Origin of the sequence: Microbacterium helvum (assembly GCF_014779795.1) — a bacterium.
Taxonomy (GTDB): Bacteria; Actinomycetota; Actinomycetes; order Actinomycetales; family Microbacteriaceae; genus Microbacterium; species Microbacterium helvum.
The window spans coordinates 201,497-222,889 of record NZ_JACXZS010000003.1; the positions used below are offsets into that span (position 1 = coordinate 201,497).

General features: G+C 70.8%; 16 protein-coding genes. 10 read left to right on the plus strand and 6 right to left on the minus strand.

The annotated features are described in order from the left end of the window. Positions 1-14: 14 nt before the first annotated feature. Positions 15-2,018 carry a DNA helicase RecQ gene (recQ, locus tag IF188_RS06240; protein ID WP_191170925.1) on the plus strand — a complete coding sequence of 668 codons (2,004 nt, stop codon included), beginning with the start codon at positions 15-17 and terminating at the stop codon, positions 2,016-2,018. Between the two features lie 195 nt (positions 2,019-2,213). On the opposite strand, the gene IF188_RS06245 is transcribed toward recQ, so the two are convergent. Next, complete coding sequence (locus tag IF188_RS06245; RefSeq protein WP_191170926.1) at positions 2,214-3,494, minus strand: TetR/AcrR family transcriptional regulator; 1,281 nt, start codon at positions 3,492-3,494, stop codon at positions 2,214-2,216. A 126-nt stretch (positions 3,495-3,620) separates the two neighbouring features. Here IF188_RS06245 and IF188_RS06250 point away from each other — a divergent pair, with 126 nt between their 5' ends. Both IF188_RS06250 and IF188_RS06255 read left to right on the plus strand, forming a co-directional pair. After that, positions 3,621-4,925: an MFS transporter gene (locus IF188_RS06250; RefSeq protein ID WP_191170927.1), complete on the plus strand. Its 1,305-nt coding sequence runs from the start codon at positions 3,621-3,623 to the stop codon at positions 4,923-4,925. Then, positions 4,925-6,724: a glycoside hydrolase family 3 protein gene (locus tag IF188_RS06255; protein WP_191170928.1), complete on the plus strand. Its 1,800-nt coding sequence runs from the start codon at positions 4,925-4,927 to the stop codon at positions 6,722-6,724. Before IF188_RS06250 ends, IF188_RS06255 begins: the two co-directional genes overlap by 1 nt. 186 nt (positions 6,725-6,910) lie before the next feature. On the opposite strand, the gene IF188_RS06260 is transcribed toward IF188_RS06255, so the two are convergent. From IF188_RS06260 to IF188_RS06270, 3 genes are all read right to left on the minus strand, one after another. Beyond that, positions 6,911-7,804, minus strand: coding sequence for a universal stress protein (locus IF188_RS06260; RefSeq protein WP_191170929.1), 894 nt, complete (start codon positions 7,802-7,804; stop codon positions 6,911-6,913). Continuing rightward, entirely contained in the window at positions 7,801-9,279 is a 1,479-nt protein-coding gene (locus tag IF188_RS06265) for an APC family permease (RefSeq protein ID WP_191170930.1), read from the minus strand. Before IF188_RS06265 ends, IF188_RS06260 begins: the two co-directional genes overlap by 4 nt. Before the next feature lie 116 nt (positions 9,280-9,395). Further along, a complete protein-coding gene (locus tag IF188_RS06270) occupies positions 9,396-9,755 on the minus strand; it encodes a VOC family protein (RefSeq protein WP_191170931.1) in 360 nt (119 codons plus the stop codon). A gap of 224 nt (positions 9,756-9,979) precedes the next feature. On the opposite strand from IF188_RS06270, the gene IF188_RS06275 reads away from it, so the two are divergent. Further along, complete coding sequence (locus tag IF188_RS06275) at positions 9,980-12,085, plus strand: acyl-CoA dehydrogenase family protein (protein WP_191170932.1); 2,106 nt, start codon at positions 9,980-9,982, stop codon at positions 12,083-12,085. Between the two features lie 499 nt (positions 12,086-12,584). On the opposite strand, the gene IF188_RS06280 is transcribed toward IF188_RS06275, so the two are convergent. Further along, complete coding sequence (locus IF188_RS06280) at positions 12,585-12,986, minus strand: glucose-6-phosphate dehydrogenase (RefSeq protein WP_191170933.1); 402 nt, start codon at positions 12,984-12,986, stop codon at positions 12,585-12,587. Positions 12,987-13,125: 139 nt separating this feature from the next. On the opposite strand from IF188_RS06280, the gene IF188_RS06285 reads away from it, so the two are divergent. The 4 genes from IF188_RS06285 to IF188_RS06300 all read left to right on the plus strand — a co-directional run bounded on the left by IF188_RS06285 (position 13,126) and on the right by IF188_RS06300 (position 15,601). Then, entirely contained in the window at positions 13,126-13,701 is a 576-nt protein-coding gene (locus IF188_RS06285) for a DNA-3-methyladenine glycosylase I (RefSeq protein WP_191171063.1), read from the plus strand. A 90-nt stretch (positions 13,702-13,791) separates the two neighbouring features. Continuing rightward, positions 13,792-14,022 carry a hypothetical protein gene (locus IF188_RS06290; protein WP_018170431.1) on the plus strand — a complete coding sequence of 77 codons (231 nt, stop codon included), beginning with the start codon at positions 13,792-13,794 and terminating at the stop codon, positions 14,020-14,022. Then, the gene (locus IF188_RS06295) at positions 14,019-14,447 is read left to right on the plus strand and encodes a TA system VapC family ribonuclease toxin (protein ID WP_191170934.1); all 429 of its coding nucleotides are present in this window, start codon (positions 14,019-14,021) and stop codon (positions 14,445-14,447) included. The genes IF188_RS06290 and IF188_RS06295 overlap by 4 nt, the downstream gene beginning before the upstream one ends. Before the next feature lie 209 nt (positions 14,448-14,656). Continuing rightward, positions 14,657-15,601, plus strand: a complete 945-nt coding sequence (locus IF188_RS06300) for an alpha/beta fold hydrolase (RefSeq protein ID WP_318152807.1) — start codon at positions 14,657-14,659, stop codon at positions 15,599-15,601. Here IF188_RS06300 and IF188_RS06305 read toward each other — a convergent pair. Further along, positions 15,588-16,442, minus strand: a complete 855-nt coding sequence (locus IF188_RS06305; RefSeq protein ID WP_191170935.1) for a glycosyltransferase family 2 protein — start codon at positions 16,440-16,442, stop codon at positions 15,588-15,590. The genes IF188_RS06300 and IF188_RS06305 overlap by 14 nt on opposite strands. Positions 16,443-16,539: 97 nt before the next feature. Between IF188_RS06305 and IF188_RS06310 the strand changes: the two genes are divergently transcribed. Continuing rightward, positions 16,540-18,768, plus strand: coding sequence for an LLM class flavin-dependent oxidoreductase (locus tag IF188_RS06310; protein WP_191170936.1), 2,229 nt, complete (start codon positions 16,540-16,542; stop codon positions 18,766-18,768). 205 nt (positions 18,769-18,973) lie between these two features. Then, complete coding sequence (locus tag IF188_RS06315; protein WP_191170937.1) at positions 18,974-21,334, plus strand: ATP-binding cassette domain-containing protein; 2,361 nt, start codon at positions 18,974-18,976, stop codon at positions 21,332-21,334. The last annotated feature ends 59 nt before the right edge of the window (positions 21,335-21,393 follow it).

Below are 21,393 nucleotides of genomic sequence, written 5' to 3' on the forward strand. Positions count from 1 at the left end.
CTACCCTGGGACGGGTGACCACTGCGCAGGGCGACCCGTACGCCGATCTCGCGTGGGAGGCCGACCAGTTCGCGCCCCCGCCGGACGACTCGTGGGCGCCGCCCGAGGACGGCTGGATGCCGCCGCCCGATCAGTCGGGCTGGTCCGACGCCGGAGCGGCGACGGGGTTCGACCCGTTCGCCGGCGCCGGTCCGCGTCGCGACTTCACGGGAGCCGACCCGCGCACCGTGCTGCGCGAGGTGTACGGCTACGACGCCTTCCGCGGTGAGCAGGGCGCGATCGTCGAGCACGTGATCGCCGGTGGGGATGCCGTCGTGCTCATGCCGACCGGCGGCGGCAAGAGCGTGTGCTACCAGGTGCCGGCGCTCGCGCGCCCGGGCACGGGCCTCGTGGTGAGCCCCCTCATCGCCCTCATGCACGACCAGGTCGACGCGCTCGTCGCCAACGGCGTGCGTGCCGCGTATCTCAACTCGACGCAGGCGCCGCCCGAGCGCGCGGCCGTCGAGCGTGCGTACCTCGCCGGCGAACTCGACCTGCTGTACGTCGCACCCGAGCGCCTCAACACCGAGACGACGCTGCGGTTCCTCGCGCGCGGCAAGCTCAGCATCATCGCGATCGATGAGGCGCACTGCGTCTCGCAGTGGGGCCACGACTTCCGGCCCGACTACCTCGCGCTCGGGGCCCTTGCCGAGCGGTTTCCGGGGGTGCCGCGGCTCGCGCTGACGGCCACCGCCACGCCCGCGACGCATCGCGAGATGACCGAACGGCTGCACCTGCCGAACGCCCGGCATTTCGTGTCGAGCTTCGACCGGCCCAACATCCAGTACCGCATCGAGGCCAAGTCCGACCCGCGCCGCCAGCTCGTCGCGTTCATCCGGTCGCAGGGGTCGGGCGCGGCGGGCATCGTCTACGCGCTCAGCCGCAAGTCGGTCGAGCAGACCGCGGAGTTCCTCTCGGCCCAGGGCGTCGACGCCCTGCCCTACCACGCCGGCCTTCCCGCCGAGACGCGGGCGGCGAACCAGTCCCGGTTCCTCCGCGAGGACGGCGTGGTCATGGTCGCGACCATCGCGTTCGGCATGGGCATCGACAAGCCCGACGTCCGCTTCGTCGCCCACATCGACCTGCCGAAGTCGGTCGAGGGGTACTACCAAGAGACCGGCCGTGCCGGCCGCGACGGCGAGCCGTCGGTCGCGTGGATGGCCTACGGCCTCGGCGACGTCGTGCAGCAGCGCCGGCTCATCGACCAGTCGCCCGGCGACCGCTCCTTCAAGACCCGCCTGGGTCAGCATCTCGACGCGATGCTCGCGCTGTGCGAGACGGTGGGATGCCGCCGGCAGAACCTGCTCGCGTACTTCGGTGAGGCATCCGAGCCGTGCGGCAACTGCGACACCTGCCTCGAGGCGCCCGAGACCTGGGATGGGCTGATCCCCGCGCAGAAGCTGCTGTCGACGATCGTGCGCCTGCAGCGCGAGCGGAATCAGGCGTTCGGCGCCGGGCACCTGATCGACATCCTGCGGGGCGCGTCGACCGACCGCATCCGTCAGCAGGGACACGACCAGTTGTCGACGTACGGCCTGGGTGCCGACCTCAGCGAGCAGGACTGGCGCAGCGTCATCCGGCAGCTGCTGGCCCGCGGCATCCTCGTGGCCCGCGGCGAGTACGGCACGCTCGCGCTCGGCGACCCCGCCGGCGGAGTGCTGCGCGGCGAGACCCCCGTGCCGCTGCGCCGAGATGTCATGGGCCGCTCCGGGGGCGTCGCCCGCGTGCGCAAGTCGACGGCGCCCGAGACCCTCGACCCGGCGAACGCGGGAGTGTTCGAGGCGCTGCGCGCGTGGCGCGCCGGCGTCGCGAAAGAGCTCGGCGTTCCGGCATACATCGTGTTCGGCGACGCCACGCTCCGTGCCCTCGCCGAACGCCGCCCCGAGAGCCTCGCCGATCTCGACGGCGTCTCGGGCATCGGCGCCAAGAAGCGCGAGGCCTACGGCGACGCCGTGCTGGAGGTCATCGCCGCGGCGTGAACGCCCGGTCGTCGAGCCCGTGACGCGCACCCCCTGGTCGTTGAGCGAGCGGAGCGAGACGAAACGTCGTAAGACGTCCGTCGGACGTGGCCACGCCCTCGACGTTCGCGCACCGGGTTCTCGAGAGGGACTCGCCGCGTTTTTCGTCTTCGCTCGTGCCTCGCTCCGTGGGGCGACCAGAACGGCCAGGGGCGCTCAGCGGTGCGGCAGCACGTCGTCCAGGTGCGCGGTGAGCTGGGCGGCCACATCCACCGACGTGCGGTCGTAGAGCCACTGGTACTGCAACCCGTCCCACAGTGCCGTCAGCCACACCGCCTCGAACTCGGGGTCGCGGTGGGACGGCAGGTCGCCGTCCTGCTGGGCGCCGCGGAACAGTGCGGCGAAGTGGTCGATCACACCGCTGAGCCGCTGCTCGAAGTACGCGTGGGCGGGGTGGTCGGCGGGGACGGCCTCGCACGAGAGCACCGCATACACCTCGATGAGGCCCGGCGCGTCGACGGCGTTCTCGGCGGCGCCGGCGGGAAGCGTCCGCAGCTCGTCCGCCGCGCGGGCGGCGCGCACATACGAGCCGCGTGTCTCGATCTGACGGTCCCGCTCGCTGAGAACGGCACTGAGGAGCTCTTCCTTCGAGCCGTAGTGGTGCAGCAGCGTCGACTTCGACACCCCCACGTGCTCGGCGATGTCGCGCAGACTGGTGTCGCCGTAGCCTTCCTGCGCGAACAGTGCGGTGGCGCCGGCGAGGATCTCGGCGCGCCGCTCGCGACCGACGCGGTAGCCGGCCGGCGGAGTGATGTCGTCGTTCGTGAACGACGGCATCGGCGGCACCGGTGCGGCGTGCTCACCGACTGCGGCATCGTCGGGGTCACGCCATCCGACGGGCAGGGCCAGCCCCTCTTCGTAGGTCTCCAGCGCCGTGACGACGTCGACGCGGTCGGGCAGGTACTGGCTGAGCAGCTGCAGGCCGTCCCATGCCGCGGCGATCCGCACGGCCTCGCCGGCCGGGTCGCGGTCGGCGGACACCGTGTCTTGCGCGATCGCCTCGTCGACGGCATCCGTCGACAGTTCCCGCAGCCGGGCGTAGCGATCGCGCATGAACTCGTGCGCGGGATGGCGGGGACTGGATGCCTCGCCGGTGAGCGCCGCGAACAGGGCGAGGTAACCGGGAACCTCTTCGTTGCGCTGGGCGATGAGGCTGTACCCCAGCGTGCCGGGCTCGTCGGCGGCGAGCTGTTCGAGAAGCGCGAGCTGGTTGTCGCTTTCGAATGACGCGACGATCTCGGCGAGCACCGCGTCCTTGGTCGCGAAGTGGCGCAGCAGCCCGGGGTGACTGATGCCGGCGGCGGCCGCGACGTCGCGCAACGATGTGGCGCGGTAGCCGCGCGTGACGAACAGATCGTGCGCGGCCGCGACGATCGCGGCGCGGGTGCGCACGAGCTGCGCGCTGCGGGCGGTCGCCGTGGGGGAGATCGTCGTCACGGCCACAGTCTAGCGAGGTCGATTACCAATCGGTCAGCTTTCAGTTACCAAACGGTCGATTTTCATGTATTCTCGTGAATCGACGTCGTCTGAGTCGACGCGCGTCGCACCCGAGAAAGGACTCCGATGACAGAGCTGTCCTCCGCCGCGACGGCCGCGGCCGCCGGCACGACCGGCTTCAAGGCGCCGGGCACGACGCCCGCCAAGACCCCGCGCGGGTACACCCCGGCACTCGCGGGCGCGAACTTCGGCGTCTACCTGGCGCTGCTGACGCCGGTGCTGGTGTCGATGGCCTTCAAGGTGCAGCACATCACCGGATCGGCGGAAGAGGCGACGGCGCAGCTCGGGCTGCTCATGGGCGTCGGTGCGCTGTTCGCGCTCATCGCCAACCCGCTCGCCGGCCGCCTGTCCGACCGCACCACGTCCCGCTTCGGCATGCGCCGCCCCTGGATCCTCGGCGGCACGCTCGTCGGCCTCGGCGGCTTCGCCCTCATCGGCGTCGCGAACTCGGTCTGGGTCGTCCTGATCGCCTGGTGCCTCGTGCAGACCGCCATGAACGCGGTCCTCGCCGCGGCGAACGCGACGCTCCCCGACCAGGTGCCCGTCTCGGGCCGCGGCAAGGTCTCGGGCATCGTCGGCCTGACGACGCCGCTCGGCATCCTCGCCGGCTCGTTCCTCGTCAACTTCCTGTCGGACGACTTCGCGCGCTTCGTCGTGCCGGCCGCCATCGCCACCGTGCTCGCCGTGCTCTTCGTGCTCGTGCTCAAGGACCGCCGCCTCGAAGAGAAGCCCGCGCAGCGCTTCACGATCGGCCAGTTCTTCGGCTCGTTCGTGTTCAACCCGGCCAAGCACCCCGACTTCGGCTGGACCTGGCTCACGAAGTTCCTCGTGATGTTCGGCTACGCCGGCATCGCCACCTTCCTGCCCTTCTACCTGACCGAGAAGTTCGGCCTCGACGAGCAGACCGCGATCTCGACGATCCTCGTCGCCAACCTCGCATCCATGGTCGCGATGGCGATCTCGGGCCCGCTGGGCGGTGTGCTGTCCGACCGGATCGGCAAGCGTCGTCCGTTCGTCGCCATCGCCGGCGGCATCATGGTCGTCGGTCTCGTGGTCCTCGCCTTCGCGCCGAGCGTCCCCGTGGTGCTGGTCGCGCAGGCGATCATCGGCCTCGGCGCCGGCTCGTTCATGTCGGTCGACCTGGCGCTGGCGACCGAGGTGCTGCCGAACCCCGAAGACACGGCCAAGGACCTCGGCGTCCTCAACATCGCCAACGCCCTGCCGCAGTCGATCGCCCCGGCGATCGCGCCGGGCATCATCGCGCTCGGCGCCGCCACGCCGCTCGGCGGCTACACCGTGTACTACCTCTTCGGCGCGCTCGTCGCCCTCGCCGGCGCCGTGCTCGTCTACCGGATCAAGGGAGTGAAGTGATGACGGACACCACGACGATGGATCAGGATGCCGCACCCGCCGCCGCCGAGCGCCCCTGGCTCGACGCGAGCCTGCCGATCGATGAGCGCGTCGAGCTGCTCCTCCGCGAGATGACCCTGGAAGAGAAGGCGGGCCTCTTCTTCCAGACGATGATCACGATGGGCCCCGACGGCGAGCTCGCCGAGGCCGACCCGATGTTCGGGCTGCCGTCGAACCGCGAGTACGTGGTCGACCGGCAGATGAGCCACTTCAACCTGCTGGGCGTGGCGCCCACCGCCGGTGCGATCGCACGCTGGCACAACGCGCTGCAGGAGCTGGCGGCATCCACTCGCCTCGGCATCCCGGTGACGATCTCGACCGACCCTCGGCACTCGTTCACCGAGAACCCGGGCGCATCGATGCTGTCGGGTCCGTTCTCGCAGTGGCCCGACACGCTCGGTCTCGCGGCGACGCGTGACGCCGAGCTCGTCGAGCGCTTCGGCGACATTGCCCGCCAGGAGTACACGGCCGTCGGCATCCGTGTCGCCCTGCACCCGCAGGTCGACCTCGCCACCGAGCCGCGCTGGTCGCGGCAGCTGCAGACGTTCGGCGAGGACGCGGAGGTGTCGGGCGAGCTCGGCGCCGCGTACATCCGGGGGTTCCAGAACGGCGAGTCGTTCGGGCCGGGGGCGGTCTCGACCATGGTCAAGCACTTCCCCGGCGGCGGCCCCCAGCAGGACGGCGAGGACCCGCACTTCGAATACGGCCGCGAGCAGGTGTATCCCGGCGGCAGGTTCGAGCTGCACCTGAAGCCCTTCGAAGACGCGTTCGCCGCCGGCGTGCGCCAGGTCATGCCGTACTACGGCATGCCGGTCGGCACCGAGTACGAAGAGGTCGGCTTCGGCTTCAACAAGTCGGTGCTGACGGGCCTGCTGCGCGAGCGCTACGGCTTCGACGGCGTGGTCTGCACCGACTGGGGCCTCATCACCGACGCCGAGATCATGGGCCAGCCGTTCCCGGCTCGCGCGTGGGGCGTCGAGCACCTCACCCGTGAGGAGCGCATGGTCAAGATCATCGAGGCCGGCGCCGACCAGTTCGGCGGCGAGGCGTGCCCCGAGCTGCTCGTGGAACTCGTCGCGGACGGCCGCGTCGCCGAGGAGCGACTGGATGCCTCGGCCCGGCGCCTGCTGCGCGAGAAGTTCGCGCTCGGCCTGTTCGAGGACCCGTACGTGGACGCCGAGGCGGCCGACCGCATCGTCGGCTCGGCCGAGTTCCGGGCGGCGGGGGATGCCGCGCAGCGCGCCGCGCTGACGATCCTCGCCAACCGCGACGGCGCCCTGCCGTTCACGAAGGGCGTGAAGGTGTACGTCGAGGGCATCGACGCAGAGACGGCGGCCGCCTACGGCACGGTCGTCGAGACGCCCGCCGAGGCCGACATCGCGGTGCTGCGCCTGCAGGCGCCGTACGAGCAGCGGGGTGCGGGATTCGAGTCGTTCTTCCACGCCGGATCTCTCGACTTCGCGCCCGAGACCATCGCCCACGTGGGCGAGGTGGCCGCCGCGGTGCCGACCGTCGTCGACGTGTTCCTGGACCGTCCCGCGATCCTCGGCCCGATCGTCGACGCCGCACACGCGGTCGTCGCCAACTGGGGTGCGAGCTCGGCCGCCCTGCTGGACGTGCTCACCGGTGCGGCCGAGGCCAAGGGCCGGCTGCCGTTCGACATCCCGCGCTCGATGGCGGCGGTCGAGGCCTCGCGCCCCGACGTGCCGTTCGACACCGAGGACCCGCTGTTCCGCTTCGGCCACGGCCTCACCCTGTAGTTCCCCCTCGTTCCAGCCGAACGGATGCCGCACCGCGACTCGCGGTGCGGCATCCTTCGTCCTGCGTCCCGCCGTGACCCCCGGCGTCCCCGCGAACGGCGCCACTTCTCTGATTCGGCACCACAGATCTGGTGCGCCGCGGCGGGAAACCGGCGCCCGTCGCGCCGAGCACTCACGGAGGCGGTGTCACGTGCCGGCGCCGGGCACGACGATGACCGGGACGGGGGCGTTGCGCAGGATCTTCGACGCGCTGGAGCCGAGGAACACCTGGGCCAGGCGGTGGGTCGACGACGAGCCGACGACGAGGACGTCGCCGTCCGTCCAGCCGACGGACGACACCGCGGTGCTCCAGTCGGGTGCGGCCGAGATGCCGTGCTCGACCTCGTCGTCGGTGAAGCCCGACGACTGCAGGTGGGCCACCGCCTCGGCCTGCGCGGCGTTCGCCTGCGTCGTCCAGGCGTCGATCACCTGAGCCTGCGCGTGGCTGACGTCGGTGGTGACGGGGCGTCTCGCCGGGTCGACGAGGAACGTGATCAGGCGCATGCGCGCAGAGGAGTCGCGAGCGATGCCGGCGACGCGGTCCACCAGCGACCAGCTGGCATCGTCGTCGCGGAAGCCGATCGTCACCCGGGTGATCCCGCTGGTCGTGCGGTAGCTCCGCGGCGCGATGGCCACGGGCACCGGAGACGAATGGACGAGCCTGTCCGTCTTCGACGTCAGACGCACCCTTCCAGGCTCCGCCTCTTCGGCCGAGCCGACGACGATGAGTGCGGCATCCCGCGCCGTCGCCTGCTCGATGAGGGTCGCCGGGACGGATCGTCCCGTGACCCAGACCGCCTCGGCGGGCAGCCGCGGATGGTGGGCGAAGTCGGCGACCGCGAGCTCGGCGCTCCGCTGCCCTTCGCCGGCCGCCCACTCCTCGTACTCGCGGTCGACGCCGCCGGCCAGCGGCGTGCCCCACCCCTGCGGCACGACCGACACCGCGACGACCGGTTCGGGATGCGAGCGGGCGAACTGGAAGGCGAGCTCGAGGGCGCTGCGGTCGTCGTTGCGGGGGCCGTAGCCGACGACGTACGTCACTGCTCCTCCTCCGGCCGGATCGGCTCGGCGATCTGCTCGTCGGACGTGTAGTCGTTGAGGGTCGCGTGCCGGCGGCCGTAGAACCAGTAGTACAGCAGCACGATCGCGATCCAGGCGCCGAAGATCACCCACGTCACCGCGGCGAGCCCGGACAGGATGTACACGCACGCGGCGATCGTGAGGATCGGCACCACGGGATACAGCGGAACGCGGAACGGCCGTTCCAGGTCGGGCTTGGTGCGCCGCAGCACGATCACCGCGAGCGCGACCACGATGAAGGCCATCAGCGTGCCGATCGACACGGTGTCCCAGAGATAGTCCGACGGCACGAATCCCGCGACGATCGCGACGATCACCGACACGACGACCGTGTTGTAGATGGGCGTCAGGGTCTTGGCGTTCACGCGCACGAACCGGCGGGGCACGAAGCCGTCGCGAGAGATCGAGAACAGGATCCGCGTCTGTCCGTACAGGGTGACGAGGGTCACCGAGAAGATCGAGACCACCGCGCCGGCCGCGAGGATCGTGCCCCAGATCGGTGTGCCGGTGACGTTCTCGAGGATCTTCGCGAGACCGGCCTCACCGGCTGCTTCGGTGGAGAAGAACTCGACAGGCTCGGCGGCGAGACCCGCGATCGCCACCAGGATGTACACCGTCGAGACGATGATCAGGGCGCCGATGATCGCGCGCGGCAGCGCCTTCTGCGGATTGCGCACCTCTTCACCTGCGGTCGCGACGGCATCGAGGCCGATGAACGAGAAGAAGATCGTGCCGGCTGCGGCGCTGATGCCGGGGGCGCCGAAGCGGAAGAAGTCCTCGAAGTGGTCGGCGTTGAACGCCGTCAGGCCGAGCACGATGAACAGCGCCAGCACCCCGAGCTTGATGAGCACCATGACGGCGTTCACGGTCGCGGACTCGGCGACGCCGCGGATCAGCAGCAGGCAGCACAGCCCGACCAGCACGACCGCGGGCAGGTTGATGACGCCGCCGGTCGCGGCGCCGTCCGACCCCGGGATGAACGACACCGACAGCGCCTCGGGAAGCCGGAAGCCCAGCGTGTTCTGCAGCAGCTCGTTGAAGTAGCCGCTCCAGCCCACCGCGACCGCTGAGACCGCGACGCCGTACTCGAGCAGCACGCACCCCGCAATGACGATCGCCCAGACCTCGCCGAGCGCGTGGTACGTGTACGAATAGGTCGATCCGCTCACCGGGATCGCCGCCGCGAGCTCGGCATAGCAGAGCGCCGACAGCCCGGCGCAGATCGCGGCCACGACGAACGAGACGATGACGGCCGGCCCCGCCTTGGGGATTGACTCGCTCAGCACGAAGAAGATGCCGGTGCCGACGGTCGCCCCGACGCCGAACATCATCAGCTGGAACGTGCTGAGGTTGCGGGCGAGCTCCTCGCCCTGGTGGTGCTTGTGCTGCACGACGATGGGCTTGCGCCGAAACAGCTGCGCGCCGACTGTGCCCATGACCGACCCCCGCCCGTCGCCCGGGCCACGGCGCCCGGATCGCCCAAGTCTCGCGGTCGGAGGGGCCGGCGTACAGCCCCCGTCGAGCAGCCGGTGTCCGGGATCCCAGACGCGCGTCAGCGGTCGGTGACGAGGAGCGAATTGCCGTCCGGGTCGACGGCTGTGAAGAACAGGCAGCGAGCAGGGTCGCCGAACACCTCGCTCGGGGCGGCCCCGAGCGCGGCGAACCGCTCGCGCGCCGGCGCCACATCGGCGACGCGGAAGTTGCAGGTCGCCCATGGCAGGCCGGGCTCGGCCTGGATGCCGCTCACCGGCCCCATCAGCGTCACCTGGCCCTGCGAGCCCGCCAGCACGCTCGAGAACTCGGTCGCCTCGACGACCGTGAGCCCGAAGGCCTCGGCGTACCATCGCGCGCTCTCGAGCGGATCGCGGACCGGGATGAAGGCGGTGGTGATGGCGGCGGCCCCGGTTGTCATGGCCCGAGCCTAGGCCGTGCCGGCGACACCGGCCGCCGGCATCCCGTCGTCGACGACGAGCGATCGCGGCGGTCGCGTCGACCGGCAGGGCTGTGCGCCCCGTACAACGCAGCGACCCCACGTCGCGCGCTGCGGTTGTCGAAAACCACCAGCTGCTTTGCTCGTCGCTTGTGGGAGTCCTACGGTCGAAAGTGACCTTCCCCGTCCCTCCGAGAGGTGATGACATGGCTGACGCCGCCGTCCGCTCCAAGAAGCCCGCCGTCCACAAGCACACGCCCGCCGGCGGAGCACCGACCGCCCCGCACAGCGCGGCCGAGGCATCCGAACCGCGCATCGACGTGGACGCGGTCACCGACCTGCTGCTCGGCACGTGGGCGCACACGCGCCGCGAGGCGCGCGAGATGATCAAGGACCCGGCGTTCTGGCGCATCGACGGGCAGCCGATGCCCGAGCATCGCGAGCGCGTGCTCAGCCAGCTGCACCTGCTCGTCGAGCACGGCGGCTCGCGCCGCGCGTTCCCGAAGGAGTACGGCGGCCTCGAAGACAACGGCGCCAACCTCGCCGGGTTCATGGAGCTCGTGCTCGCCGACCCCAGCCTGCAGATCAAGTCCGGTGTGCAGTGGGGCCTGTTCGGCTCGGCGATCTACCAGCTCGGCACCAAGAAGCACCACGACCAGTGGCTGCCCGGCGTGATCGACCTGTCGATCCCCGGCGCGTTCGCGATGACCGAGATCGGCCACGGCTCGGATGTCGCCGCCATCGGTACGACCGCGACGTACGACCCCGACACCGAGGAGTTCGTCATCCACACGCCGTTCCGCGCGGCGACGAAGGACTACCTCGGCAACGCGGCGCTGCACGGCAGGGCGGCGACCGTGTTCGCGCAGCTCATCACGGGCGGCGTCAACTACGGCGTGCACTGCTTCTATGTGCCGATCCGCGACGACGAGGGCGGCATGCTGCCGGGCGTCACCAGCGAGGACGACGGCGTCAAGGGCGGACTCAACGGCATCGACAACGGCCGTCTCGCGTTCGACCACGTGCGCGTGCCGCGCTTCAACCTGCTCGACCGCTACGGCCAGGTCGCCCCCGACGGGTCGTACACGTCCGACATCCCGAGCCCCGGACGACGCTTCTTCACGATGCTCGGCGCGCTCGTGCAGGGCCGTGTGTCGCTCGACGGCGCCGCCACCACGGGCACCGCGCTCGCCCTCTACATCGCGCTGACGTACGCGAACCAGCGTCGCCAGTTCGACTCGGGCGCCGGCACCGAAGAGGTCGTGCTGCTGGATTACGGCAAGCACCAGCGCCGGCTGCTGCCGCTCCTCGCGCAGAACTACGCGCAGTTCTTCGCGAACGACGAGCTGCTGAAGAAGTTCGACGGCGTGTTCTCGGGCCGCACCGACACCCCCGAGGAGCGTGAGGACCTCGAGACGCTCGCGGCCTCGCTCAAGCCGCTGAGCACCTGGAACGCCCTGTCGACGATCCAGGAGGCGCGCGAGGCGTGCGGCGGCTCGGGCTTCATCGCCGAGAACCGCTTCGTCGGCCTGCACCAGGACCTCGACGTCTACGTCACCTTCGAGGGCGACAACAACATCCTGCTGCAGCTGGTCGGAAAGCGACTCCTGTCGGACTACGCCAAGCAGTTCAAGGGGAAGGATGCCGCCGCCCTCGCCCGATTCGCGGTCGGGCAGACGGCGGGCAAGCTGTTCCACGGTGCGGGGCTCCGCCAGCTCGGCCAGGCGGTCGCCGATTTCGGCTCGACGGCGCGCTCGGTGGAGTTCGGCCTTCGGGAGGACCAGCAGCACGAGCTGCTCGCGGGGCGCGTGCAGCAGATGGTGGCCGATGTCGCCGCCGCGCTGCGCCCGGCCTCGAAGCTCTCTCCGGCGGAGGCCGCGGCGCTGTTCAACAGCCACCAGGCGGAGTTGATCGAGGCCGCGCGCGCCCACGGCGAGCTGCTGCAGTGGGAGGCGTTCACCGACGGCATCCACAGGATCTCGGATGAGGGCACCGTCCAGGTGCTGACGTGGCTGCGCGACCTGTTCGGACTGCACCTCATCGAGAAGCACCTCGCCTGGTACCTCATCAACGGGCGCCTGTCGACGCAGCGCGCGGCCTCGGTGTCGCGGTACATCGACCGCCTCGCCGCGCGGCTGCGTCCGCACGCGCAAGACCTCGTCGACGCGTACGGCTTCGAGCCCGAGCACGTGCGCGCGCCCATCGCGTCGGGCGCAGAGCGCGAGCGCCAGGACGAGGCCCGCGAGTACTACCGCGCGCTCGCCGCGTCGGGCGAGGCGCCGGTGTCGGAGAAGTCGCTCAAGAAGAAGTGAGCCCGCCCGTTCGGCGCCCACCATGCCCGAACGGCGCCGAGCGTGCCCGTCCGGCGCCGAGCGTGCCCGAACGGCGCCGAGCGTGCCCGAATGGCGCCGAGTATGCCGGGCATGGTTGCCGAGAATCGGGCATGGTCGCTGAGAATCGGGCATGGTCGCCGCGAATCGGGCAGGGCCGGCGAGAAGCGGGCATGGTCGGCGATGAGGCTGGGACACCTCGAATGTCACGAAAAGGTAACGATGACTTCGGAGGTGTCCCAGATCGTCTCGCGCCGGACATATCCCTTATGAAGGCAGCCTTCACCCGACTGCGCATTCGGGCTTCGTGCATCGGGAGTGTCTTCCAGGGGACCGCGAATCGGGAACGCGGTCCCCTTCTCATTGCCCGGGCACAGCGAAGCGCGTTGTCCCCGCGCATCCTCCACGCGCCGCCGGCGCATGGCGCGGAGCCGCTGGTGCGTGGATCCGGCCGCGATCGGCGGCATCCACCGTCCTCAGCTCAGCTCGCGGTCCAGCCGCACATGCCGCACTCGCCGGTCGCCGAGACCTCGACGAAGCAGTTGGGGCACATCGCCCGCACGCGCTCGGGGACGACGGGCTTGGGGACGCGACGTTCGGCGGCGGGGCGCGGTGACTTCGCGCGCGACGTCGGCGCGGGCGCCGCGACCTGGGGCTTCGGCGCGGCCTGCGGCACGTGGAACGCGCAGTAGAAGCGCACATACCCGTCGTGGTTCTTGGGGTGGCGATGCTTGTACGCCCACAGCTCGGTGCGGGGGAGCAGCTCCGAGTCGGGGCCGCATGAGAAGCAGCGCGTCGGTTCGCCGGGGACCACATCGGCCACCAGTACGGGGTTCTCGAACGGGACCGCATCCCGCCAATCTGCCGACGCGACGATCTTCATGGTCCTGCCTCCCAGCCCCGCGGGCGCGAACAGCCCGACATTCCACGGTAAGCGACGCGCGCGGCATCCGGGAATCGGGCCGGTGAACGACGCTTGACGCCCGCGCGTCGGAGGCCGACCCTAGGCTGGCGCGGTGAGCATGGATGTCCGCACCGGAGCCGATGGCCGCGCGCGCTGCGCGTGGGTCGGCGAAGACCTCGAGTACGCGCGCTACCACGATGAGGAGTGGGGCGTGGCGCTGCACGGCGACCGCGCGCTGTTCGAGAAGCTGAGCCTCGAGGGGTTCCAGGCCGGGCTGTCGTGGATCACGATCCTGCGCAAGCGGCCGCGGTTCCGCGAGGTGTTCGCGGGCTTCGAGCCCGACGCGGTGGCGGCGTTCGGTCCCGACGACGTCGAGCGGCTGATGGGCGATCCGGGCATCATCCGCAACCGAGCCAAGATCGAGGCGACGATCTCGAACGCGCGCCTCGTGCTCGAGCTCGAGCCGGGGGAGCTCGATGCGCTGATGTGGTCTTTCGCCCCGGCATCCCACCGCCGTCCGTCGACGTTCGCCGAGGTGCCCGCGACGACCCCCGCGTCGGACGCGATGAGCAGAGCGCTGCGAAAGCGCGGGTTCCGCTTCGTGGGTCCGACGACGATGTACGCGCTGATGCAGTCGGCAGGGATGGTCGATGACCATGTGGATGGATGCTGGCGCACCGAAGTCTCCGGCTGATGGGGTCTCCGGCTGATGGGGTCTCCGGCTGATGGGGTCTCCGGCTGTTCCGCCGTTGACCGCTGATGCGTGATGCGTGATGATCGATGCATGCGCACCACGCTCACGATCGACGACGACGTGCTCGCAGCGGCCAAGCAGTTCGCCGACGCACGAGGGCTGACCCTCGGCGAGGCGATCTCGCAGCTCGCCCGCGCGACCCTGACCGAGCGTCGCCGCCACGGCGGAACCCGCAACGGCATCGTGCTGCTGCCCGCACAGCCCGAGGCCGGACGCGCCACGCTCGATGACGTGACGGCACTGCAGGACGACGCACCGTGACCAGGTACCTGCTCGACGTCAACGCGGTCATCGCCCTGATCGACCCGCTGCACGTGCACCACGACCGCGCGCATCGGTGGTTCGCCTCGCGGGGCGGCGCGCAGTGGCACACGTGCCCGCTCGTGCAGAACGGCGTGGTGCGGGTCGTGAGCCACCCGTCCTACCCCAACAGCCAGCCGGCGCCCGTGGTGCTGGCGAGCCTGGCGAGCCTCGCCGCGCGCGACGACCATGTGTTCCTGCCCGACACGGTCAGCCTGCTCGACAGCTCGGTGCACACGGAGCGGCTGCTCGCGAGCTCGCAGGTGACCGACACGTACCTGCTGCACCTCGCCGCGTCGAACGACGCGCTGCTGGCGACCTTCGACACCCGCATCGTGACGTCGGCGGTGCCGTCGGGAGCGACCGTCGTGTTCGCGATCCCGTAGCCGCAACATCCACGCCGTCCCCTTCCACGCCCCCTTCCACGCCCTCCGTCTCGCCACGTCTGAACAAGTTCACTTGCGCTGTTCGTACGCCGATCCAGGGATCATGCGTACATTCAGCGCAAGTGAACCGATTCAGTCGATGCGGCCGGCGGTACGGGGCGGCGGGCGCGCCGCCCGGCACGATCCGGGGGCGACCCTAGGATGCCGTCGTGAGCGTGCCCGCCGACGACGCAGGAACCCCGGCGCCAGTGCCGGACGGGCCGAGGCACGGCGCCGAGCGCATGGCGCGTGCGGCCGCCCTCGATGCCGCACTGGACCCGATCGACTGGAGCGTGCTGCCCGTCGGCGCGGTCCGCGACGCCTTCGACGCGCCGAGCGGAACGCTCGCGCGCGTCACGCTGGGGCCGGCGGCGGGCACTCGGGTCGTGCTGGTACCGGGCATGACGGGCTCGAAAGAGGACTTCACCCTCATGATGCCGCTGTTCGCCGAGGCGGGGTTCCGTGTCGAGTCGTTCGACCTGGCGGGTCAGTACGAGTCCTCTGCGGCCGGCCCCGAGAATGCCGATCCGCCTCGGCGGCGGTATACGCAGGAGCTGTTCGTGGACGACCTGCTCGCGGTGCTCGGCAGCGGCGCCCGGCCGTCGCACGTGCTCGGCTACTCGTTCGCGGGCACGGTCGCCGAGGTGGCGGCATCCCGACGTCCCGACCTCTTCGCGAGTCTGACCCTGCTGTCGGCGCCGCCGCTCACGGGCCGGGCGCTGCGCGGCTTCAAGGTGATGGGCCCGTTCAGCTACCTGGTGCCGGCGCGCTGGATCGGTCCGCTGTTCATCGCGGCGCTCCGGCACAACGTGCACCGGGCGCCGGGCGAGCGTGCCGCGTTCGTCACGGCGCGCTTCGAGCTCACCCGCGCCTCGAGCGTCGGCGACATCATGGCGCTCATGCAGCGCACTCCGGATCTGTCGCGCGAGCTCCGGGCCGCCGGCATCCCGATGCTCGTCGCCACCGGCACGGGCGACGTGTGGCGCACGTCGGCGCACCGGGCGTTCGCCGAGCGCCTGGGGGCGCGGCTGCTGGTGCTGCCGACCGGGCACAGCCCGTGCGAGACCGCACCGCACCAGCTCACCGAAGCGATGCTCGAGCTCATGCGGGGTTGACGGGCCGCGAACGCTCTTCGGTCGCCTCGCTCGCGTGCCGCGCGCGCCTGTGCAGCGGACCGGGACGATGCGGATGCCGCAGCCCCAGCTCGCGCTGCCGCCGACGCCGGTCGCGCCGGCCCGCCGCGCAGCGCCACACCCGCCGCAGCCACGGCACCTCGCGCAGATTGACGCCGACGATGTGGAACGCCCACGACGCGCGCCGCGCGAAGCCCGACCAGCTCTCGAACGGCCGTGCCGACACCTGGACGTGCAGCCGCGGGTCGAACTCGATGCCGGCGTCGGGCGGCAGCACGAGGCTGATGTCGAGGTCGTCGTGCGCGTGCGGGTCGTCGAGGTGCACGCGGGGACGGATGCCGCGCCACGCGTCGTGCCGCATCGCGAGGTTCGAGCCGAACAACGGGATGTGCCCGATGACCGCGCGGAACACGAACAGGTAGCCGCCCAGGTACACGTGGTGCCCGACGAAGTGCCAGAACCGGCTGCCGCCGTAGAACGTTCCGGTGCCGGTCAGGGCGGTGAGGGTCGGGTCCGCGCTGAACCGCCGGTCGATGCGTGCGGCCCAGTCCGGCGCGGGCCGCGAGTCGGCGTCGAGGCGGCCGACGACCTCGCCCGTCGCGGCGTCGAAGCCGGCGGCGGTGGCGCGCAGCACGCCCCGCACGGGCTCCGCGACGACCCTGGCCCCTGCGGCGCGTGCGACCTCGGAGGTGTCGTCGTCCGAGCCGTTGTCGACGACGATGATCTCGTCGGGCGCACGGGTCTGCGCAGCCAGTGCGGCGAGGCAGTGGCGCAGCATCTCGGCGTCGTTCAGCGACGGGATCACGACGCTGAGGGTGGTCATCGGTCGTCAGCCTACGCATCCGGGGCGCGGGTGCGACCGGAAGCATGCGACGGAATGAATAATGGATGCCGGCGGTTGGCGTCCGCGGAGGCTCTACATGGACTACGGACACGCGCTCGACTTCGGCGCGTTCATCACCCCCTCGGCGGCGGCCCCCGACGCGCCGGTCCTGCTGTCGCAGGTGGCCGAGGCATCCGGCCTCGATCTCGTCACCTTCCAGGACCACCCGTACCAGCCGTCGTTCCTCGACACGTGGACCCTCATGTCGTTCGTCGCCGCGCGCACCGACACGATCCGCATCTCGCCGAACGTGCTGAACGTGCCGCTGCGACCGCCCGCGGTCGTCGCGCGCGCGGCCGCGAGCCTCGACCTGCTGTCGGGCGGGCGCTTCGAACTCGGCCTCGGCGCCGGCGGATTCTGGGACGCCATCGAAGCCATGGGCGGCGGGCGCCTCACCGCGGGGGAGTCGGTCACCGCCCTCGGCGAGGCCATCGACGTGATCCGGGAGCTGTGGCGCACCGACCAGCGCGGCGGCGTCTTCACCGATGGCCGCTTCCACCGTGTGCACGGCGCCAAGCGCGGCCCGCGTCCCGCGCACGAGGTGCCGATCCACATCGGCGCGTACAAGCCGCGCATGCTGGCGCTCACCGGCCGCAAGGGCGACGGCTGGCTGCCCTCGCTCGGCTACCTGAAGCCGGGCGATCTCGCCCGCGGCAACGCCGCGATCGACGAGGCCGCCGTCGGCGCCGGCCGCGACCCGCGCGAGATCCGCCGCCTGCTCAACATCGGGCAGCTCGCCGCCGACCCGCACGAGTTCGCCGAGCGCCTGGCGCAGCTTGCGCTCGAAGACGGCATCGGCACCTTCATCCTCGCCGCCGACGACCCGAACCTGCTGCAGTTCTACGGCGAAGAGGTGGCGCCCGAGGTGCGCGCGCTGGTCGCCGAAGCACGCGGCCGCACCGGTGTGGCCGCCGCCCCCGCGCGGTCGTCGGCCGCGCTCGCCGCCCGCCGCGACGGCATCGCCTACGACGAGGTGCCCGAGGGGCTCCGTGCCATCGAGCCCGGCGACTTCGACTACGGTGATGTGCGCTCCACCTATATGCGCGGCGGCGCGCCCGGCATCGTGCTGCAGCCGTCGACCGCCGCAGAGGTGAGTGCGGCGGTCGGGTTTGCCCGCCGGCATCCCTCCATCCCGCTCTCGGTGCGCAGCGGCGGACACGGCATCAGCGGCCGCAGCACCAACGACGGCGGCATCGTCATCGACCTGCGGCAGCTCAACGGGATCGAGGTGCTCGACGCCGAGCGGCGGCTCGTGCGCATCGGACCGGGTGCGCGGTGGGCGCAGGTCGCCGCCGCGCTCGGCGAGCACGGCTGGGCGCTGTCGTCCGGCGACTACGGCGGCGTCGGCGTCGGGGGACTGGCGACTGCGGGCGGCATCGGCCTGCTCTCGCGCGAGCATGGGCTGACGATCGATCACCTGCGCGCCGCCGAAGTGGTGCTCGCAGACGGCTCGATCGTGCGGGCCGACGCGACCTCTCACGCCGAGCTGTTCTGGGCGATCCGCGGTGCCGGCGCCAACATGGGCATCGTCACGGCGTTCGAGTTCGAGGTCGACGAGGTGGGGCAGCTCGGCCACGCGCAGCTCGCGTTCCAAGTCGAGGACGTTCCGGCGTTCCTCGAGGGCTACGGGCGCATCGTCGAGGCGGCGCCGCGCGACCTGACGATGTTCCTGCTCACCGGTGGACCGCGGCCCGGTCAGCCGCAGGTCGTCCAGCTCTACGGGATCGTCGACTCCGACGACCCCGACACGATCATCGCGCGCCTGCAGCCGTTCGCCGAGCTCGCGCCGCTCGTGCAGCAGCAGGTGCAGCTCACGACGTACGCGCAGGTCATGGCGAACGCCGACCTCGGACCGCAGCACGGCGCCGGCGAACCGCATTCGCGCTCGGCGCTCGTCGAGCACGTGACACCCGCGTTCGCCGAGGCGGTGGACGGGATGCTGCGCACCGGCGCCGTCCCGTTCTTCCAGCTGCGGGCGGTCGGCGGGGCTGTCGCCGACGTGCCGGAGGACGCCACCGCGTACGCGCACCGGTCTGCGAACTTCTCGGTCGCGGCGCTCGGCGGCAACCCCGACCGTCTGGACGCGGCGTGGCGGTCGCTGGCCGCGCACACCCGGGGCATGTACCTGAGCTTCGATTCGTCCGACCGCCCCGAGCGCATCGCCGAGGCGTTCCCGCCCGCGACGCTGGAGCGCCTGCGCGCGGTGAAGGCGACGTACGACCCCGAGTCGGTGTTCCGCGACAACTTCGCCGTCGACCCGGCCTGACGAGCCGGCCCGACCCTCCGGGCCGACCCACGCGCCAGAGCCCCCGGCATCCACCGTCTGAATCGGTTCACTTGCGCTGTTCGTACGCGGAAACCGCGTTCGGGCGTGCAAACAGCGCAAGTGAACCGGTCGTCAGGTCGGGATCGAGCAGGTCGAGCAGGATTGAGGAAGCGTGATGTCCGGGTTGCCGGGCAGACTGGGGCGCATGGCATCTGAACACCACATCGCCGATTCCCACGAGGTCATCCGCGTCGTCGGGGCGCGTGAGAACAACCTCAAGGGCGTCTCGGTCGACATCCCGAAGCGCCGGCTGAGCGTGTTCACCGGCGTGAGCGGTTCGGGCAAGTCGTCGCTCGTGTTCGCGACGATCGCGAACGAGTCGCAGCGGCTCATCAACGAGACCTATCCGACGTTCGTGCAGCAGTTCATGGGCCAGCTCAACCGGCCCGACGTCGACGCGCTCGAGAACGTCAGCCCTGCGATCATCGTCGACCAGGAGCGGATGGGCTCGAACGCCCGCTCGACGGTCGGCACGGCCACCGATGCGCACGCCATGCTGCGTCTGCTGTTCAGCCGCATCGGTCGGCCGCATGTCGGGTCGCCGCAGGCGTTCTCGTTCAACATCCCGTCGGTGTCGGGCGCGGGCGCCGTGACCATGGAGAAGGGCGGCAAGAAGGTCAAGGAGCGCCGGTCGTTCGAGATCACCGGCGGCATGTGCTCACGGTGCGAGGGACTCGGCGAGGTCAGCGACATCGACCTGGACGAGCTGTACGACAAGACGAAGTCGCTCGCCGACGGCGCGATCCAGGTGCCGGGCTACAACGCCGACGGCTGGATGGTGCGCGGCTTCACCGAGTCCGGCTTCGTCGATCCGGCGAAACCGATCCAGGACTACAGCGAGAAAGAGCTGGCGGACTTCCTCTACAAGGAGCCGACGAAGGTCAAGATCCAGAACATCAACATGACCTACGAGGGGCTCGTCCCCAAGGTCACGAAGTCGATGCTCCAGAAGGACCGCGACGCCCTGCAGCCCCATGTCCGCGCGTTCGTCGACCGCGCCGTGAAGTTCATGCCCTGCCCCGACTGCGGCGGAACCCGGCTGAACGACGGCGCCCGGTCGTCGAAGATCAACGGGACGAGCATCGCGGATGCCGCAGCCATGCAGATCTCGGATCTCGCGGCCTGGCTCGACACGGTGGACGACCCCGCCGTCGCACCGCTCATGGTCGGGCTGCGGCAGACCATCGCCTCGTTCGTCGACGTCGGGCTCGGCTACCTGTCTCTGGACCGGGCATCGGGCACGCTGTCGGGCGGCGAGGCACAGCGCACCAAGATGATCCGGCACCTGGGCTCGGCGCTCACCGACATCACGTACGTGTTCGACGAGCCGACGGCGGGCCTGCACCCGCACGACATCCAGCGCATGAACGACCTGCTGCAGCAGCTGCGCGACAAGGGCAACACGGTGCTCGTCGTCGAGCACAAGCCCGAGGTCATCGAGATCGCCGACCACATCGTCGATCTCGGCCCGGGCGCCGGCCGCGCCGGCGGCGAGGTCCAGTACGAGGGAGACGTCGCCGGTCTGCGGGCCTCGGGCACGCTCACCGGCCGCCATCTTGACGACCGCGCGAGGCTCAAGGAGTCCACGCGCGCCGCGAAGGGCGCCCTCGAGATCCGCGGCGCCACGCAGCACAACCTGAAGGACGTCGACGTCGACATCCCGCTGGGCATCCTCACGGTCGTCACCGGTGTCGCCGGATCGGGCAAGTCCTCTCTCATCCACGGCAATGTGCCGGGCTTCGACGACGTCGTGGTCGTCGACCAGTCGCCGATCAAGGGCAACCGGCGGTCGAGCCCCGCGACCTACACCGGCATCCTCGACACGATCCGCTCGGCGTTCGCGAAGGCGAACGGGGTGAAGCCCGCCCTGTTCAGCGCCAACTCCGAGGGCGCCTGCCCCGCGTGCCGCGGCCTGGGCGTCATCATCACGAACCTCGGCTTCACCCAGAGCGTCGAGACCCTGTGCGAGCTGTGCGAGGGCTCGGGCTTCAGCGACGAGGTGCTGGAGTACACCCTGGACGGCAAGAACATCGCCGAGGTGCTCGCGATGTCGGCGGCTGAGGCATCCACCTTCTTCACCAAGGGCCCCGCTCACACGACGCTCGTCCGCATGATCGACGTCGGGCTCGGCTACCTCACGCTCGGCCAGGCGCTCAACACGCTGTCGGGCGGCGAGCGGCAGCGCCTGAAGCTGGCGATCTCGATGGCGAAGAAGGGCGCGATCTACGTCCTCGACGAGCCGACGACGGGTCTGCATCTCGCCGACGTCGAGAACATGCTCGGGATGCTGGACCGCCTCGTCGATGCCGGCAACAGCGTGATCGTGATCGAGCATCATCAGGCCGTCATGGCCCACGCCGACTGGATCATCGACATCGGACCGGGTGCCGGCCACGACGGCGGGACGATCGTCTTCGAGGGGACTCCCGCCGACCTCGTCGCCGGCGCCGACACCCTGACGGCGAAGCATCTGCGCGAGTACGTCGGCGCCTCGCCGTCCTCCTGACGGCGCCCGCGTCGCGTCGGGGGATGGGTGATTGTCCCCATAGGCGGATGACAGGTTCC

Coding starts and splice junctions, on each gene's coding strand:
- IF188_RS06250 (WP_191170927.1), top strand. CDS start 3,621: ATGACAGAGCTGTCCTCCGCCGCGACGGCCGCGGCCGCCGGCACGACC.
- IF188_RS06255 (WP_191170928.1), top strand. CDS start 4,925: ATGACGGACACCACGACGATGGATCAGGATGCCGCACCCGCCGCCGCC.
- IF188_RS06265 (WP_191170930.1), bottom strand. CDS start 9,279: ATGGGCACAGTCGGCGCGCAGCTGTTTCGGCGCAAGCCCATCGTCGTG.
- IF188_RS06270 (WP_191170931.1), bottom strand. CDS start 9,755: ATGACAACCGGGGCCGCCGCCATCACCACCGCCTTCATCCCGGTCCGC.
- IF188_RS06275 (WP_191170932.1), top strand. CDS start 9,980: ATGGCTGACGCCGCCGTCCGCTCCAAGAAGCCCGCCGTCCACAAGCAC.
- IF188_RS06280 (WP_191170933.1), bottom strand. CDS start 12,986: ATGAAGATCGTCGCGTCGGCAGATTGGCGGGATGCGGTCCCGTTCGAG.
- IF188_RS06285 (WP_191171063.1), top strand. CDS start 13,126: ATGGATGTCCGCACCGGAGCCGATGGCCGCGCGCGCTGCGCGTGGGTC.
- IF188_RS06290 (WP_018170431.1), top strand. CDS start 13,792: ATGCGCACCACGCTCACGATCGACGACGACGTGCTCGCAGCGGCCAAG.
- IF188_RS06305 (WP_191170935.1), bottom strand. CDS start 16,442: ATGACCACCCTCAGCGTCGTGATCCCGTCGCTGAACGACGCCGAGATG.
- IF188_RS06310 (WP_191170936.1), top strand. CDS start 16,540: ATGGACTACGGACACGCGCTCGACTTCGGCGCGTTCATCACCCCCTCG.
- IF188_RS06315 (WP_191170937.1), top strand. CDS start 18,974: ATGGCATCTGAACACCACATCGCCGATTCCCACGAGGTCATCCGCGTC.